The 16,012-nt window shown below is 68.2% G+C and carries 12 protein-coding genes; 2 read left to right on the top strand and 10 right to left on the bottom strand.

The genetic code is table 11. The features are described from left to right. Positions 1-3 precede the first annotated feature (3 nt). The 8 genes from U0177_RS20310 to U0177_RS20275 form a co-directional block, all read right to left on the bottom strand. Positions 4-588, bottom strand: coding sequence for an ANTAR domain-containing response regulator (locus U0177_RS20310; RefSeq protein WP_409572493.1), 585 nt, complete (start codon positions 586-588; stop codon positions 4-6). 135 nt (positions 589-723) lie between these two features. Beyond that, complete coding sequence (locus U0177_RS20305) at positions 724-1,791, bottom strand: serine hydrolase domain-containing protein (RefSeq protein WP_409572492.1); 1,068 nt, start codon at positions 1,789-1,791, stop codon at positions 724-726. Between the two features lie 6 nt (positions 1,792-1,797). Continuing rightward, the gene (locus U0177_RS20300; protein WP_409572491.1) at positions 1,798-3,510 is read right to left on the bottom strand and encodes a right-handed parallel beta-helix repeat-containing protein; all 1,713 of its coding nucleotides are present in this window, start codon (positions 3,508-3,510) and stop codon (positions 1,798-1,800) included. Positions 3,511-3,877: 367 nt separating this feature from the next. Further along, positions 3,878-4,225, bottom strand: a complete 348-nt coding sequence (locus U0177_RS20295) for a hypothetical protein (RefSeq protein ID WP_409572490.1) — start codon at positions 4,223-4,225, stop codon at positions 3,878-3,880. Positions 4,226-4,380: 155 nt separating this feature from the next. Continuing rightward, complete coding sequence (locus U0177_RS20290) at positions 4,381-6,324, bottom strand: amino acid transporter (RefSeq protein WP_409572489.1); 1,944 nt, start codon at positions 6,322-6,324, stop codon at positions 4,381-4,383. Positions 6,325-6,408: 84 nt separating this feature from the next. Next, entirely contained in the window at positions 6,409-8,199 is a 1,791-nt protein-coding gene (gene metG / locus U0177_RS20285; protein ID WP_409572488.1) for a methionine--tRNA ligase, read from the bottom strand. 93 nt (positions 8,200-8,292) lie between these two features. Further along, positions 8,293-9,873: a methionine--tRNA ligase gene (metG, locus tag U0177_RS20280; RefSeq protein ID WP_409572487.1), complete on the bottom strand. Its 1,581-nt coding sequence runs from the start codon at positions 9,871-9,873 to the stop codon at positions 8,293-8,295. Positions 9,874-10,064: 191 nt separating this feature from the next. Then, complete coding sequence (locus tag U0177_RS20275) at positions 10,065-10,190, bottom strand: hypothetical protein (protein ID WP_409572486.1); 126 nt, start codon at positions 10,188-10,190, stop codon at positions 10,065-10,067. Positions 10,191-10,908: 718 nt separating this feature from the next. Between U0177_RS20275 and U0177_RS20270 the strand changes: the two genes are divergently transcribed. After that, a complete protein-coding gene (locus U0177_RS20270) occupies positions 10,909-12,516 on the top strand; it encodes a diguanylate cyclase (protein ID WP_409572485.1) in 1,608 nt (535 codons plus the stop codon). On the opposite strand, the gene U0177_RS20265 is transcribed toward U0177_RS20270, so the two are convergent. Further along, positions 12,513-13,940 carry a S41 family peptidase gene (locus U0177_RS20265; RefSeq protein WP_409572484.1) on the bottom strand — a complete coding sequence of 476 codons (1,428 nt, stop codon included), beginning with the start codon at positions 13,938-13,940 and terminating at the stop codon, positions 12,513-12,515. The genes U0177_RS20270 and U0177_RS20265 overlap by 4 nt on opposite strands. Before the next feature lie 245 nt (positions 13,941-14,185). Between U0177_RS20265 and U0177_RS20260 the strand changes: the two genes are divergently transcribed. After that, complete coding sequence (locus tag U0177_RS20260) at positions 14,186-15,400, top strand: anion transporter (RefSeq protein WP_409572483.1); 1,215 nt, start codon at positions 14,186-14,188, stop codon at positions 15,398-15,400. Between the two features lie 5 nt (positions 15,401-15,405). Here the strand turns inward: U0177_RS20260 and U0177_RS20255 are convergent, their stop codons facing one another. Further along, the gene (locus U0177_RS20255; RefSeq protein ID WP_409572482.1) at positions 15,406-16,011 is read right to left on the bottom strand and encodes an RNA polymerase sigma factor; all 606 of its coding nucleotides are present in this window, start codon (positions 16,009-16,011) and stop codon (positions 15,406-15,408) included. Position 16,012 lies beyond the last annotated feature (1 nt).

Below are 16,012 nucleotides of genomic sequence, written 5' to 3'. Positions count from 1 at the left end.
GGCCTACGAGCCAAGCAGCTCTTCAGCCTCGATGATCGCCTGCGCGATATCCTTCATCTTGGCGCGCTTGTCGCGGGCGCGCTGGCGCAGCCGCTCGTACGCGTCGCGCTCGCTCAGGCCCAGCCGCTGCATCAGAATGCCCTTGGCCCGCTCGACGAGCTTGCGCGCCTCGAGCGACTCTTCAAGCTCGACAACCTGGCTGCGCAGGGCCTGCAGCTCTTTGTAGCGCGCCAGGGCGATGTTGATCGCCGGCGACAGCTCGGCCTCGTTCACGGGCTTCACCAGGTAGCCCAGCGCCCCGGCGATCTCGGCCTTGCGGATGGTGTCGCGATCGGTGTAGGCGGTGAGCATCAGGATGGGCACCGGCCGCTGGTTGTTGATCCGCGCGGCCGCCTCGGTGCCTTCGACCTCGGGCATCCGAATATCCATGATGATCAGGTCGGGGCTGAGCCGGGCGGCCAGGTCGATTGCCTCGGCGCCGGTGCGCGCCACGCCAATCACGTCGTAGCCTAGCCCTTTCAACTGCTCTTCAAGCGTCAAGGCAACTAGCTCGTTGTCTTCGGCGATAAGAATGCGGACAGCTGCCATGAAAATCTGCCTTCCCCATGTATGCACGATCACAATTGAGGGAGTGTGAAGCGGCGTATCGTAATCAAAGGCAATCATACCACAAAAGATTTTAATTGTGGAGTAGGGCGTATTTCAAGCATTGAAGAATCAGTCTTAAGTATGATTGTTCGGGATATTTTTAAACAAATTACGCGCGAGCGCAACGATTTGCGCCGTAATATCGTGATGCCGCGCCGGCGTGCGCTGCGGGTACACGCGGTTGCTCAGCACCACGACGCAGAGCTGCTCGGCGGGCACGATCACGATCGCCGGGCCAGTGAAGCCGGTGTGGCCGATCGTGCCAGGCGGCGCCGCGCCCATGAAGTTCGGCCGGTCGATCATCCAGCCCAGCCCGCAGGCTGCGCTCAGGCTCGGCGTGTGGTTGGCCGTGGCCAGCCGGATCGTTGGCTCGCCAAGCAGCCGCGGCGCCGGGCCGCCCGGCAGCCAGGCCGCGCAGAAGCGGCCCAGGTCGCCGGCGGTGCTGAATAGCCCGGCGTGGCCGGCCACGCCGCCGAGCGCGTGCGCGCTTTCGTCGTGCACGCTGCCGTGCACCAGGCCGCCACGCCACTCGGCGTCGTGCTCGGTTGGCGCGATACGCGCGCGCAGCTGCGGCGGCGGCACAAAGCACGTGGCGCTCAGGCCCAGCGGCGCGAGCACCAGCTCGGCGAGCGCGCGGTCGAGCGGCGCGCCGCTCAGGCGCGCGACGACCTCGCCCAGCAGCAGCGAGTTGACATTGGTGTACGCCACTGTGCTGCCGGGCGGGTGCGCGGGCTCTAGTCCGTACACCGCCGCCCACAGCCCTGCCGCGCCGGCGTGGCGCAGCGCCGAGAGCCGGATGTCGAGCCCCGAGGTGTGCGTCAGCAAGTGCCAGATCTGCACATCGCGCGGCTTGAACTCGGGCAGGTAGCTGGCAACCGGCGCGCGCAGATCCAGCCGGCCGGCTTCAAGCAGGCGCAGCGCGGCGGTGGCGGTAAACATTTTGGTGAGCGAGGCGACATCGTAGATCGTATCGAGCGTGGTGGGGCTGGCGGAGGCTGGCTCGTAGACGGTGGCGCCATACGCTGCGGCGTGCAGCAGCGCCTCGCCGCGGGCGATCAGCACCACCGCGCCAGGGAACACGCGCCGGGCGATCGCGCCGTCAACCAGCGCATGTATCTCATCGGCGGGCGAAGGTGTAGGCACAGGCGGCTACTGGCTCGGCGCGCAGGCTGGCCGCTCGGTGAGCCACGGGCCAAACTCAATATTGTCGCCAACCGACTCGCCGCGCCCATCGGCGTGGCGCTCGGGGTCGTACGGCCCGAGCGGGCTGCCCCACCAGTTGTTGCGCATATCCAGCGCCATCTCGCTAGTGGCGCCACGCCCGATGCCATACTCGAGGTACACCGGAATGATCGGCGGGGTGTGCTTCTCGATCGCGTTGTTGTTCACCGCCAGCGGCAGCAGTGGCGCCTGCGCCACCTCGCCGCGCAGGCTCAGGCCATCGGTGCCGCCCACCAGCGTGTTGCAGGTGAGGGTGCCGAGAAACGGCGATGGCCCGGCGACGGCGCGCGGGTCGAGCCCGCCGGTGTAGCCGCCCTCGTGCACCAGCAGCAGGTCGGGGCCGCCGTCGCCCACCAGCAGGTTGCCGCGCAGATCGAGGTTGATGATCTCGGTGGAGGTGGTGTTGCTGATGCGCACCGGCGCGGTGCCGCGCACGAGCATGCGGTTGCCGCCGATGCGGTTGTTCGTCAGAATTACGCCATTGCCGCTGGCGTAGCTGGCTTCCAGCGCCGAGCCGTAGGGCATGTCGTTGCCGGCGATCTCGCTGTCGCGCATTTCGAGCCGGCTGTCGCGCACCTGCACATGGCCGCCGTTATCGTTGATCCGCACGTGGTGCATGGTGAGGTTGCCGCCGCTACTCTCCAGCACGGTGCCGCCCGCGCCGCCGCCGCGGATCTCGGTGTTCTCGAGGGTAATATTCGCGCCTGGCCGGCCGACAATGCCCTCCCATCGCTGGGGCGTGAGGCCCACAAAGCGCACCGGCCGGTCGGGCTGGCCAAGCGCGTACACGGTGCCGTCGGCGAAGAGCGACACGCCCGGCGCCAGGCGCACCTCGACGCCCGGCTCGATCAGCAGGGTTGCGCCTGCCACCAGGCGCTGGTCGCGCCGCAGCACGATCGGGCTTTGCGCCGCCGTCCAGCGCACCGTGCCGCGCAGCACATCCATTGGCACGGCGGTGGGCGCTGGCACTGCCGTTGGGCGGCGCGTGGGCGACGGCGCGGGCGGGCGCGTTGGCGGCAGGCTGGTGGCGGTCGGCTCGAGCGTGGGTGTGCCACCGCCGTTTTCGCCAAAGACCGGAACGGTTGGCGTGGTATTGGCCGGCCCCGAGGCGGCGGTTGGCTGGCCAAATGTCGCGATCGGCGTCGTCGCCCGTGCTGTCGGCTGGGCACCTGGCGTCTCGGCAGCAGCGACCGAGCGGGTGGGCGCAAAGATCGGCAGCTCGGTCGGGCTGGCGCTGGTATCCGGCTCGGCCGCACTGGTCGGCTCGGCGATAGTCGGCTCGGCGATAGTCGGCTCTGCGGCAGTAGCGGGCGAGCTTGTCGGCGGAGGGTAGGCCGCGCCCGCCCCGTCGCCCTGGGCCGTAGCGTTAGGCGCCGATGTAGCGGCGGGCGTCGCGGCGGCCGCGCCAGGGGTAGACGCATCGGCGGTGGCGCGCCCGGCCACAGCTGTGGAAAGCGGCGTGGTAGCTGCGCTAGCGGTAGGCGCTGAGCTATTCGGCGAAACCGACGGAAATACGACAGCCAGCAGGATCGCGGTTCCCAGAAACAGCAGCGCCGCGATCAGCATTATGGTGTCGCGCGTCAGGCGGATCGTAATCGTACGACCGGATTGGCCGCCTGGCTGCGTATCGTTCGGATCCAAAGGCTCCTCCGCGCTCAAGGCATGCGATGCTGGCGACAACGTTGCGGTCATCTTACCATACGCACCAAGCCGATGCAATGCTGTGCGGAGTGAATTCAGGGCTCGCGCGCAGTCGGCCCGCATCCCCTTTCCTCACGCTGCCGCGCTCACGAGAGTGGGCAGGGGAGGGGTTGAAAGACTTTGCACGAGCGCTGGGAGTCAAGTACACGAGTTACATGGTGTCCTCGCGTGTGGGAGGCTTGGAGGGCGCAAGCCCTCCAAAATCACTCTTTTGGCTGGTCGCGGCCACGGCGGTGGCCGCGACCAGCCAAAAAGGAAGTTCTCGGGGGCAGCTTTGCCGCCCCGAACCCCCACCACGTACGTCCTGTCATTTAGGGTGGCGGCGCTGCTGCTCGCGCCGCTCGCGGTACTCGCGCGCAGCAGTGGCGATCTGCTCGCGCTGGTCGGCCGCCTCGCCGGCGCGCAGCGAGGCCAGCAGCGAGATCACCGCGCCGACAAACAGCCCAATCGCAACCGCAGCCAGGGCAAGCTGCAAGGCGCTGCTGGCGAGGCCCAGCGCCAGGCCACCGTTCAGCGCGGCCAGCGCCAGCATGGCCGCCGCGCCCAACTCAAAGGCGCGCCGGCGGCGCGGCCGGGCCGCCAGCCCACGCGACTGCACCCACAAGAACGCCGCCAACGCAACCGCCAGCAGCGCGCGAACCAGGTAGGGATTCATAGCTTCCTCGTTGTGTTGCTTGGGGCCATGGCTCAAACCAGCTTTCCAATGTATGGCCCCCAAGGCGTATGGGCGCGGTGTATCACGCCCGTACAGTTTCACGCTGAAACCCTGGGAATTGCGCCATTGCCTCGACAAGGCATCGCCCGCCGCGCCTAGCCGCCCACGTGCACAGCCGGCCGATGATCGGGGTCGGCCTCGGCCTGGCGCAAGATCTCGCGCGTCGTCGGCGCGATGTCGCCCTCGCCGAACACCACAAAGCGCGCCAGGTGGATCAGCGGGTTCTGCTCGCCCCACTCGAAGTACACATGCGGCAGCTTGCCAGTTTCGTCGCGCAGGTACAGCAGAAACGCCGCGATCGCATTCGGCACGGCCGAGCTTTCGGCGCGGAACACCCGGTATGGCCCGACCATCGCGCCGCGCACCTCAAGCACATCGGCGAACTCCGAGGCGTCGCACACCTCCACCTCGAGAAACAGCACCGGGTCGGCGGGCGGGATATGCGTATCGTCGCGCACATCCCGCTCTTTCGCCTGGTACTCGGCCTCGTCGCCGGCGTCGCGCTGGTTGGCGATCAGCCGGATCGCGCCGCCGTTGCGCAGCGCCTCGACAAACTCGCGGGCGGTGGCGTCGAGCTCGACGCGCTCGGTGCGCAGCTCGGTGGCGCGCCAGATGCGCGACACCAGCGAGGTGACGACGATCGCAGCAATAAAGAACGACGCGATCTTGATGCCCTCGGGCCGCTCGACGATATTTACGATCGTGGTGTACATAAACACCACGGTGATCAGCGCGAACGCTGCCGCGCGGCGGCGCGCGCCGCGCCGCCAGGCCGAGAGCGTCACCGCCACCGACGCCGACGACATCAGCACCAGCACGCCGGTGGCATAGGCGCCGCCCTGCGCGTCGACGTCGGCCTTGAAGATGATCGTCACCGCGAAGGCGATCGCCGCGAACACCAGCACTAGCGGGCGCGCGGCGCGCGTCCAGTCGGGGGCCATGCCGTAGCGCGGCAGGTAGCGCGGCACGATGTTCAGCAGCCCGGCCATGGCCGAGGCGCCGGCAAACCAGAGTATCAGGATGGTGCTGATGTCATACACCGTGCCAAAGATCTCGCCCAGGTAGGCGTGCGCCAGGAACGCCAGCGCCCGGCCGTTGGCGTGGCCGCCCGGCTCGAACTCGGCGTGCGGGATGAGCACGGTGGTAGCAAAGCTGCTTGCGATCAGAAACACGCTCATGATCAGCGCGGCGGTGAGCAGCAGCGTGCGGGTGTGGCGCACCCGCCCGGCCGGGCTGGCCTCGGTGTCGCCGGGCGCGCCGCGCACCAGCGGCATCACCGCCACGCCCGTCTCGAAGCCCGAGAGGCCCAGCGCCAGCTTGGGGAACAGCAGCAGCGCCACGCCGAGCATCAGCAGCGGGCTGCCGTGCTCGGCCACCAGCGCGCGCTGCCAGTCGATCACCAGCGGCGGGTGCTCGATCACGTGGTAGACGGCGTCGGCCACCACCACAAAGTTCAGCAGCAAATACACGCCCACCAGCGCCACCGCCACGCCGATCGCCTCTTTGAAGCCCTTCAGAAAGATCGCCGCCAGAACCGCAACCAGCACCAGCGTCACCGGCACCGGGTTATCGTGCAGCAGCGCGGGCGCGAATGGGTTCTCGGCGAGGTGCGCGGTGGCGTCGGCGGCCGAGAGCGTGATCGTAATAATGAAGTCGGTGGCAACAAAGCCCAGCAGGATCAGCACGAACAGCTTGCCCTGCCACCACGGCAGCAGGTGCTCGAGCATGGCGATCGAGCCTTCGCCGTGCGGGCTTTCGGCGGCCACCTGGCGGTAGATCGGCAGCGCGCCGAACAGCGTCAGCAGCACCAGGATCAGCGTGGCGATCGGCGAGAGCGAGCCGGCCGCCAGCGCGGCGATGCCCGGCTGGTAGCCCAGCGTCGAGAAGTAGTCGACGCCGGTGAGGCACATCACCTGCCACCAGGCGTGCGCGTCGTGGCCCTCCTCTTCGTAGGGGCCTTCGGCCTCGCGCACCGGCCCGGCCAGCAGCCAGCGCAGCAGCGCGCCGCGCGGGCGCCTCGTCGCGGTGGCATCTGCCATTTACGCTCCTCGCCCAAAATAAAGCTCCACAGAGTACACAGATGTTGGTAGGCTCAATCCGTGTACTCTGCGGAAGACGCTCGTCTACTTGCCGGCATGCTCCAGCCGCGCCAGCTCGTCGGCCACCACCGACTCGTCGAGCTTTTTGAACAGCGGCGCGGGCGGCTGCAGCGCCTGGCCTACCGGCAGCTCGCTGGGCTGCCAGCGCCCAACCCAGCTGGCGTAATCGCCGGTGAGCACGCGGTGGCTGCTGCCGTCTTCCTCGGCATACTCGCGGAACTCGAGCGGCCCGGCGATAAAGCCCTGGTAGCCCAGCAGCTCGTGCAGCTTCTGGCTGGTGAACGGCAGAAACGGCGTCATGATGATCTTCAGGTTATCGACGCAGCGCAGCGCCACATACAGGATCGTCGCGGCGCGCTCGCGGTCGCGCTTGATCACCTTCCACGGCTCCTGCTCGCTCAGGTACTGGTTCACCTGGCTCGCGAGCTTCATCGCCTCGCCCAGCGCAGCCTTGAAGCGCGCGGCGTCGAGCAGCGCGCCGACGCTGCTCAGGCCGGCCTCGACCTCGGCCAGCACTGCGTGGTCGACCGCGGTTAGCTCGCCGGGCTGCGGCACCGCGCCGAAGTTGCGGTGAACATTGGTGAGCGTGCGATTCACCAGGTTGCCCCAGGTAGCCACCAGCTCGTCGTTGTTGCGGCGCACAAACTCGGCCCAGGTGAAGTCGGTGTCCTGCGTCTCGGGGCCGCCGATCGTCAGGAAGTAGCGCAGCGGGTCGGGGTCGTAGCGGCTAAGCACGTCATTCACATAGATCACGATCCCGCGGCTGCTGCTGAACTTCTTGCCCTCCATTGTCAAAAACTCGCTGCTCACCACGTCGTATGGCAAGTTCAGCGCGGGGCTGCCGGCATTGCCGCCGATCGCGCCGCCGTTGCCGTAGCCCATCAGCATGCTCGGCCAGATCACGCTGTGGAACACGATATTGTCTTTGCCCATGAAGTAGTAGTGCCGCGCCGCCGGGCTCTGCCACCACTCACGCCATGCATCAGGCGTGCCACGGTTCTTGGCCCACTCGACGCTGGCCGAAAGATAGCCGATCACCGCGTCGAACCAGACGTAGATGCGCTTGTCGTCGCGATCGGCATACTCGGGCAGCGGGATGGGCACGCCCCAGTCGAGGTCGCGGGTGATCGCGCGCGGGCGCAGGTCTTCGAGCAGGTTCAGCGAGAAGCCGCGCACGTTGGGCCGCCAGTGCGCCTGGCTGTCGATCCACTGCGACAGCCGCTCGGCGAAGGCCGGCAGGTCGAGAAAGAAGTGCTCGGTCTCGCGGAACACCGGCGGCTGGCCATCGACCTTCGAGCGCGGGTTGATCAAGTCGACCGGGTCGAGCTGGTTGCCGCAGTTGTCGCACTGATCGCCGCGGGCCTCGCCGTAGCCGCAGATCGGGCAGGTTCCTTCGATGTAGCGGTCGGGCAGGGTGCGCCCGGTAGCGGCCGAAAACGCGCCGAGCGCGGTCTGCTTCAGGATATAGCCTTTGTCGTAGAGCGTCTTGAACAGATCCTGCGTCACACGGTAGTGGTTGAGCGTGGTGGTGCGCGTGAAGGTGTCGTAGCTCAGGCCCAGGTTGCGCAGGTCGTCGCCGATCACGCGGTTGTAGCGGTCGGCAAGCTGCTTCGGCGTCACGCCTTCTTTGTCGGCGGCCAGGGTGATCGGCGTGCCGTGCTCGTCGGTGCCCGACACCATCAGCACGTGGTTGCCCTTCAGGCGCTGGTAGCGCGCGAAGATATCGCTGGGCACGCCGAAGCCGGCCACGTGGCCGACGTGGCGCGGGCCATTGGCGTAGGGCCAGGCGACGGCAAGGAGAATATGATCGGGCATGGTGAACGCTCCGCTCTGTATGCTTGATGTACGGTGGTTTGCTTGAGCCTGCAGGATAGTACATAAGTGGTATTTCCGCAAACCCGGTTTGCGCTAGCCAAGCTTCGGGAACAGAATGCCGCCCGGCCGCGCTGCAGTGCCGGCCGGGTAGCGCCCCCAGCTTGGCGCGGCGCCCGGCTGCTCGGCGGCGGCTGGCTCAAGCCCCAGCTGGTGGGCAATCGCCGCAGCGGTGCCGGGCAGAAACGGCGCCAGCGCCCGCGCCGCCAGCCAGAGCGCATCGGCCAGCGTGTACAGCGTCGTTGCCAGCTGCGCCTCGGCGGCCGGCTCGGCGCGGAGCCTCGCCAGCGCCCACGGCCGCGCCTCGGACACATACCTGTTCGCGGCGGCAATCAGCTCCCAGATCGCCGCCAGCGCCGCGTCAAACGCGAAGCGCTCGAGCGCCGCGTCGACGCGATCGGCCAGCTGGTGGCCCACGGCGCGCAGCGGCTCGCCGGCCGGGTCGGGCACGGCGGGCGCCGGCACCTGCCCGCCGTAGTAGCGCGTCAGCATGCCGATCGTGCGGCTGAGCAGGTTGCCCAGGCTGTCGGCCAGGTCGGCGTTGTAGGCGCGCGCCAGCCGCTCGAGCGAGAAATCGCCGCCGACGGCGGGCGGGATCTCGCGCAGCAAGTAGTAGCGCAGCGCGTCGGCGCCATAGCGCGCGGCCAGATCGCTAGGATCGACGGCATTGCCGAGCGACTTGCTGATCTTGCGGCCATTCGCGGTAACAAAGCCATGCACCAGGATGTCGCTAGGCAGCGGCTCGCCGGCCGAGAGCAGCATGGCCGGCCAGTAGATCGCGTGGAAGCGCAGGATGTTCTTGCCGATCACATGCACGCGGCGCTGGCCGCTCTGCCAAAAGTCGCGGTAGCGCTCGCCGGCGCAGGCGTAGCCCAGGGCGGTGATGTAGTTGCTGAGCGCGTCGAACCATACATACGTCACCTGGCCGGGGTCGCCTGGCACCGCGACACCCCAGCCGCGCGCGCGGGCGTGCGAGCGCGAGATACTGAAATCTTCGAGGCCGCCGCGGATGAACGCCAGCGCCTCGTTTTTGCGCGCGGCCGGGGTAATCCGCAGCCGGTCGCTGGCGATCAGCTCGTGCAGCTGCCCGGCGTAGCGCGACAGCCGGAAGAAGTAGTTTTCCTCCTCGATCGGCTCGGGCGGGGTGAGGTGCTCGGGGCACAGGCCGCCGTCCAGCTCATTCTCGGCGTAGAACTGCTCGCAGCCGACGCAGTACAGCCCGCGGTACGCGCGCCGGTAGATATCGCCGCGCTGGGCGCAGGCCAGCCAGAGCTTATGCACGCCGGGGGCGTGGCGCGCGTCGGCGCTGGTGCGGATGAAATCGTCGAACGACAGACCGAGCGCGCCGTGCAGGGCGTAGAAGTACGCGGCGTTGCGATCGACCAGCGCGCGCGTGGCGAGGCCCTCGCGCTCGGCGGCGCGCACATTCTTCAGGCTATTCTCGTCGGTGCCGGTGAGAAACCACACCGCCTGGCCGCGCTGGCGCCTGTAGCGCGCGAGCGTGTCGGCCTGCACATACTCGAGCGCGTGCCCGATATGCGGGCGCGCATTGACGTAGGGGATCGAGGTGGTGATGTAGTAGCGCTCGCACGCAGGCGAGCTTGATGTATGCTGCATTGCTAGGCTCCCTTCCAAAAAAAACAGGGCCGCCCATACCGGGCGGCCCTGGCAATCTGCTCGCAGATCACGCAACATCCGGCATTGGCAAGCGGCCGCGCGGTAGCCCGCGCGACGGCATGATCATGCGCATGGTGGTGTGTTGGAACATCGGGGCCTCCTTCTGTGGCGCACAAGCGCGGGCGGCGGGCTTAGCGGCCGGGCTGGCGCGGCGGCCGGCGCGAAAGCGGCGTGCTGCGCGTCAGGGGCTGCTTGAAGCCGCCCTTACCAGCAGCACTCGTCGATTTACTGCCCGGTGCGTTTTTCTTCTTCGCCATGCGATCCTCCTGTGGCGGCGTATCGCCGCGGCTAGGTCGTTCGGTTGAATACCCGGCCGAGAATCAAAACGGCCGGGGCGCCTGCGCGGTGCCCACGGCCGGTGGATCGCTATGGAGAGAAGGCTTACCCTGGCGACACACTGGCGGTGGGCGTGATCATAGCGGCGCTGCGCATGCGCATCAGCGCATTCGTCAGCTCGAGCATGATCATCGTGTCGCGCAGGTTGGTCATCGAACGGCATTCCTTCCAGGGTGCTCTTTCGAATTCACTATAGCACGGCGGCGGCGCGCGTGTCAACCAATGCGGCTACGACCTTTGGATGATCTTTGGCGATCATTTTGTAATCATGCCGCGCGGCACTCGATCGCCACAGCAAGGGCTTTTTTGCCTAGTATAGAGAGTGTCACGGGTGCGGGTGGCCACGTACGCCACCGCGCGGGCTATATAGGCTTTATTGGTAATTGAGCCTGCGTCAGCATGGTACTGCGCCATCTTGTGTATGCGGTTTTTCCGCGCTGCGCACTGAAAAACCGCATACAACACACAACGATAGTACCGCTCTGCCGAAGGCCGAGCACGCCAACTGCGTAAGGCCTCATTGGAATAAAAGTGGTGGGAGTTTGGGGCCGCAGGCTCCAAGAAGCTTCTCGAGACGCGGAGGGGCAAAGCCACTCCGGCCACGCTATCTCCGATGAAGCCGAATACAAGGAACCAACAATGGAAGCAGCATCAGAATGGTCGAGCGGCCATCGCTCCGAGCAGATCCGGCTGCGGCAGGCGCTTGTCGTTAGCGTCGGCTTTTGCCTGGTGCTCGGCGGTTTCAGGCTGTTCCAGCCGCAGCCGTCGCCCGAGGCGGCGCTGTGGCTTGGCTACGCCGGCTGTATTTTATACGCGCAGCGGCGGCTACGCTACCGCCAGATCGGCCGCTCGATCGTGATTGTCGGCGTGGCGGCGCTGGCGGCCGGCCTGGTTTCGGCGCTGGCGCTGGCGGTAGCGCGGCCCGAGCTGCTGGCGGTGCCGCTGGCGCTGCCGATGCTGGCGCTGCTGTACACGCCGCAGCCGTCGCTGCGGCGCGTGCTGCTGATCATGCAGGTGGTGGCGGGGCTGCTGCTGAGCCTGGCCGCGCGGCTGCCGCTAGGGCTACAGCCGTACGCGGCGCTGCTATTCACGGGCATGGCCGCGACCGAGCTAGCCCTGCTGCTGTGGCTGCTGACGCGGCGCCAGACCAAGCTACTGGGCATGCTGGCCGAGGCGCGCGCCAGCAACGCCCGGCTTCAGCGCGCATACGAGCAGCTCGAGGCCGAGATGCAGGCGCGCACCGAGGCGCTCCACGAGACCGAGGCGCGCATCCGAGCAATGAACCAGCAGCTCTCGCAGAATGTGAGCGAGCTGCAGCAGCACGCCTACGAGCTGGCGGTGCTGAGCGACCTGAACGACTCGATCCAGGCGTGTGTCTCGACCACCGACGCCTACACGGTGATCATCGCGACGCTCGAGCGGCTGTTCCCCGAGGGCAGCGGCGCGCTCGAGATCGCGGCAGACGACCAGAGCACGCTCGAGGTTGTGGGCAGCTGGGGCCAGCCAGCCGGCCCGGCCAGCGCCACGCGGGCGCTGCGGGTGCCGCTGATCGCGCGCGGCACGGCGTTCGGCGTGCTCTCGCTCGACGGCGGCCCCGAGCAGGCATCCGACGCGCGCCAGCACCTGGTGTTCACGATCGCGCGCCAGATCGAGCTGTCGCTGGCGAACCTACGCCTGCAGGAGAAGCTACGCCACCAGTCGATCCGCGACCCGCTGACCGGCCTGTTCAACCGGCGCTACATGGAAGAGTCGTTTGAGCGCGAGGTGAGCCGGGCCAGCCGCAGCGGCTACCCGATCGGCGTGCTGATGCTCGACATCGACCACTTCAAGCACTTCAACGACACATTCGGCCACGACGCGGGCGACATGCTGCTGCGCGAGGTTGGCGCCGCGCTCCAGGCGGGGGTGCGCGCCGGCGATATTGTGTGCCGCTACGGCGGCGAAGAGTTCACGATCATTATGCCGGCCACAACCCGCGAGAAGCTGCTCGAGCGCGCCGAGCAGCTGCGCGAGATCGTCAAGCAGATGCAGATCGTGTACCTCGGCGAGCCGCTTGGCGCGATTACGATCTCGGCGGGCGCGGCGCTGCTGCCGGCCCACGGCCCAAACCCGCGCGCCGTGCTTGGCAACGCCGACGCGGCGCTGTACCGCGCCAAGCACAACGGCCGCGACCAGGTGATCGAGGCGCAGATCGACCAGGACGAGGGCGTCGTAGACACGGCCGGTTTGCCGGGCGCCGCCGGCTAGCGCGCCGCGCCGAGCAGCGCGAGCGCGGCTTTGATCTGCGGGTCGTCGATCGGCTCGAAGCGCCACCACTGGGCGCGCACCTCGCGGTCGGGGCGCACGCCCACATCCTCGATCAGGCTGCCGTCGGGCAGGCGGTAGGCGTACTCGGCCAGCCACAAGCGCGAGCCGTCGTCGAAGTTGTGCAGCACTAGGTTCTCGGTGTTGCCGGCAGTGGTGGCGCCAACCAGGCGGCCGCGCCCGCGCACGCGCATGCCGGCCGCGAACATCTCGGCGGCGCTGGCAGTGCCCTCGTTGATCAGCACCACAATCGGCAGATCGGCAAAGCCCGGCACCACCTCGCCACCGGGGATCGCCAAGTCGCTGCGGCTGCGGCGGCTGGCGCTGCTGCCGATCGAGCCGCCGTCGATGAACAGCGCCAATGTCTCGAGCATCACCTCGATATAGCCGCCGCCGTTGTCGCGCACGTCGACGATCAGGCCGCTGAGCGCCCCGCCGGCCAGCAGGTCGTCGAGCCGATCGCGCACGAGCGTGACCAGGTCTTCGCGGTCGAACGATTCAATCGCCAGCACGCCCACGCGCGTGCCGGGCAGGCGCGCGGCCTCGACCGGTGGAAACGCGTCGCCGGGGATGACCTGGCGCGTCACCGTCACGTCGCGCGGCGCTTCGCCGCGCGTGCGCACCGTCAGCACCACGGTGGTGCCCGGGTCGCCGCGCACGGCGCCCTCGGGGCCGGCGCTGCCGAAGCTGGCGGTATCGCTGATCGGCACGCCGCCGATCGCCACAATCACGTCGCGCAGGCGCACGCCGGCCATGTCGGCCGGCCCCCCCGGCGCGAGCCGCGTCACCAGCGCGCCGGCCGGGTCGTCGCGGATCGTCACGCCAATGCCGCCATAGGTAAGCACGCCCGTCGAGCGCGCGGCCTCCTCGGCAACCTCCTGCGGCGTCTCGAAGCGGGTATGGTCGTCGCCCAGCCGGTCGATCATCTGGCTCAGCAGGGCATAAAACGCCGCAGGGTCGTCGGCGGCGGCCACTTTGGGGGCGTACTCATCGTGGATGGCGGCCCAGTTAAGCCCGCGGTAGTTGGGGTACAGGTAGCGCTGGCGCACGAGATCCCACAGGCGCTCAAAGATCCGCGCGCGCTCGTCGGCGCTAAGCGGCGCCAGCGTAGCCGTCGGCGAGAGCTGGGCGAGCGTGGGGGTGGGCGGCGGCGTGGGGCTTGGGGCCAGCGTGGGGCTTGGGGCCGGCGTGGCGCTGGGCGGCTGGGTTGCTGCGGGCAGGGGGCTAGGCAGCACTGCGGCGCCGGCAGCGGTGCTGGCCGGCACGGTGGTGCTGGTGCTTACAGAAGGCAGCGCAGGCGCGGCACACTGCGTCAGCAGCGCTACAGCCATCGCGAGCGCAAAGCAGCGCGCGAGCGTTCGGTTCATAGGCGGGCCTTTCTGCCAGGGGCAGGCACGGCCACCATGATACCATAGCGCGGCGGTGGCACCGAAACTGCTATCGGCGATCTAGGCCGGCCTCAACGTCGCCGCCGGCCTCCAGCCCCCACCAGGGGCAGGCGGCGAGAGCAAGGAGTGCCGGACTCTGACGGCACCCCGGCGTTCATCGCCGCACGGCGCGCCACGATCGAATGCGCGCGCAGGCCAAGCAGCTCGTTGCCGCGACAAGAAATATGCCGCTCGTTACGTATGCGACACTCGCAATCGCCGGGTGCACGATCGCCGGGATTGCGATCGGCCGCTGGCCGCTGCTACGCGCGAACCGCGCCACAATCGCGCTGATCGGCGCGGCCGCGCTACTTGGCGCCGGCGCGCTGTCGCTCCCCCAGGCCTACGCCGCGATCGACATGAACACGCTGCTGCTGCTGTTCAGCATGATGGTGCTGAACGGCCACCTGCTGCTCGCCGGGTTCTTCAAACTTGTGGCACAGCGCGTCGTTCGGCAGGCGCACGGGCCACGTATGCTGCTGGCGCTGGTGGTGCTGTCGGCGGGGCTACTGTCGGCGCTGTTCCTGAACGATACCGTCGCTCTGATCATGACGCCGCTGGTGCTCGACATCACCGCGCGGCTGCGGCGCGAGCCGATGCCGTACCTGCTGGGGCTGGCCACCGCCGCGAATGTCGGCTCGGCCGCGACGATCACCGGCAACCCGCAGAATATCGTGGTCGGCAGCGCCTCGGGCATCGGCTACAGCGCATTCGCGCTGGCGCTGGCGCCCACCGCGCTGATTGGCCTGGCGATCTGCTGGGGCGTGATTGTGCTGTCGTACCGCGCCGAGTTTGGCGCGGCCACGTTCGCGGTGCCCGAGGCCGAAGCCGTGCGGGTGTACCGGCCGCTGCTGCTGAAGATCGCCGTGGTGCTGCCGGGCATGCTGGCGCTGTTTCTGGCTGGCGCGCCGGTGGCGCTGGCGGCATTTCTGGCCGCTGCCGCGCTGCTGGTGACGCGGCGCATCAAGTCCGAGCGGATCTTTGCGACGATCGACTGGGGGCTGCTGGTGTTCTTCGCCGGGCTGTTTGTCGTCACCGCGAGCCTCGACGCGCAGGGGCTGACAGGCGTGCTCTTCGTGTGGCTTCAGCCGTTCGCGCAGGCCGGGCTGGCGCCGTTCGGGCTGGCGGCCGCGCTGCTTTCGAACCTGGTCAGCAATGTGCCGGCGGTGCTGCTGCTGCGCCACCTCGTGCCGGCATTCGCGCATCCGCAGCGCGCCTGGCTGATGCTTGCGGCGGCGTCGACGCTGGCCGGCAACCTCACGCTGCTCGGCTCGGTGGCAAACTTGATCGTCGCCGAGCTGGCCGGGCGCTGGGGCGTGCAGATAAGCTTCAGGGCGCACCTGCGCGTGGGCCTGCCGGTGACGCTGCTGACGCTGCTGGTGGCGTTTCTGCTGGTGTAGTCGCGCTAGCGGCCGAACCACTCGCGCACGGCGGGGCAGCGTTCGAGGCGCGCCACCAGGTTGCGCTTGAGCGCGTACAGATCGTCGACGCTGGCGAACAGATCGGGGTGACGCTGCTGGATGGCCTGCGGCTTCAGACCGAGTATGAATGTCTCTTCCATCAGCACATGCTCGGCCATGCCCGACAGCAGCCCCCTGATGATCGCCCACAGCTCGACGCGCGCCGCCGCCGACATCACCAGGTTCTCAGGCGTCTCGACCGGCGCGAAGCGCAAATGGCGGTGCGCGCGGTCGCGCGTGGCAAACGAGCGCGCCTCGTCGATCACCACCGCGAGCACGCAGCTGCGCAAGTACGCCAGCAGCGCTCCAACCCCGGCGAAACGCTCGAAGCGCTGGGGTGTGAGCGCGTGCCAGGCGCGCTCAAACGCGCGGTCGGCGATGTCTTCGACCGACTCGCCGAAGCATGGGTTCGGGCGGTAGCCGTGGGCCCAGCCGATCATCAGCAGCCGGTACTGCTCGTAGATCGACGCCCAGGCTTCATCGGATCGACCAACAATGGCCTGTCGAAACAGGTCGAAAGCATCATGCTCAGAACACTGTAGCTGCAGCATA

This window comes from Kouleothrix sp. (genome assembly GCF_046328425.1).
Taxonomy (GTDB): Bacteria; Chloroflexota; Chloroflexia; order Chloroflexales; family Roseiflexaceae; genus Kouleothrix.
The sequence above is the reverse complement of the archived record's forward strand: the minus strand, read 5'-3'. Positions and strand labels throughout refer to the sequence as shown.

What these genes read in the sequence shown, in the direction of transcription:
- U0177_RS20310 (WP_409572493.1), bottom strand. Translation starts at nt 588, where the DNA reads ATGGCAGCTGTCCGCATTCTTATCGCCGAAGACAACGAGCTAGTTGCC.
- U0177_RS20295 (WP_409572490.1), bottom strand. Translation starts at nt 4,225, where the DNA reads ATGAATCCCTACCTGGTTCGCGCGCTGCTGGCGGTTGCGTTGGCGGCG.
- U0177_RS20290 (WP_409572489.1), bottom strand. Translation starts at nt 6,324, where the DNA reads ATGGCAGATGCCACCGCGACGAGGCGCCCGCGCGGCGCGCTGCTGCGC.
- metG (WP_409572488.1), bottom strand. Translation starts at nt 8,199, where the DNA reads ATGCCCGATCATATTCTCCTTGCCGTCGCCTGGCCCTACGCCAATGGC.
- metG (WP_409572487.1), bottom strand. Translation starts at nt 9,873, where the DNA reads ATGCAGCATACATCAAGCTCGCCTGCGTGCGAGCGCTACTACATCACC.
- U0177_RS20275 (WP_409572486.1), bottom strand. Translation starts at nt 10,190, where the DNA reads ATGGCGAAGAAGAAAAACGCACCGGGCAGTAAATCGACGAGTGCTGCT.
- U0177_RS20270 (WP_409572485.1), top strand. Translation starts at nt 10,909, where the DNA reads ATGGAAGCAGCATCAGAATGGTCGAGCGGCCATCGCTCCGAGCAGATC.
- U0177_RS20265 (WP_409572484.1), bottom strand. Translation starts at nt 13,940, where the DNA reads ATGAACCGAACGCTCGCGCGCTGCTTTGCGCTCGCGATGGCTGTAGCG.
- U0177_RS20260 (WP_409572483.1), top strand. Translation starts at nt 14,186, where the DNA reads ATGCCGCTCGTTACGTATGCGACACTCGCAATCGCCGGGTGCACGATC.
- U0177_RS20255 (WP_409572482.1), bottom strand. Translation starts at nt 16,011, where the DNA reads ATGCTGCAGCTACAGTGTTCTGAGCATGATGCTTTCGACCTGTTTCGA.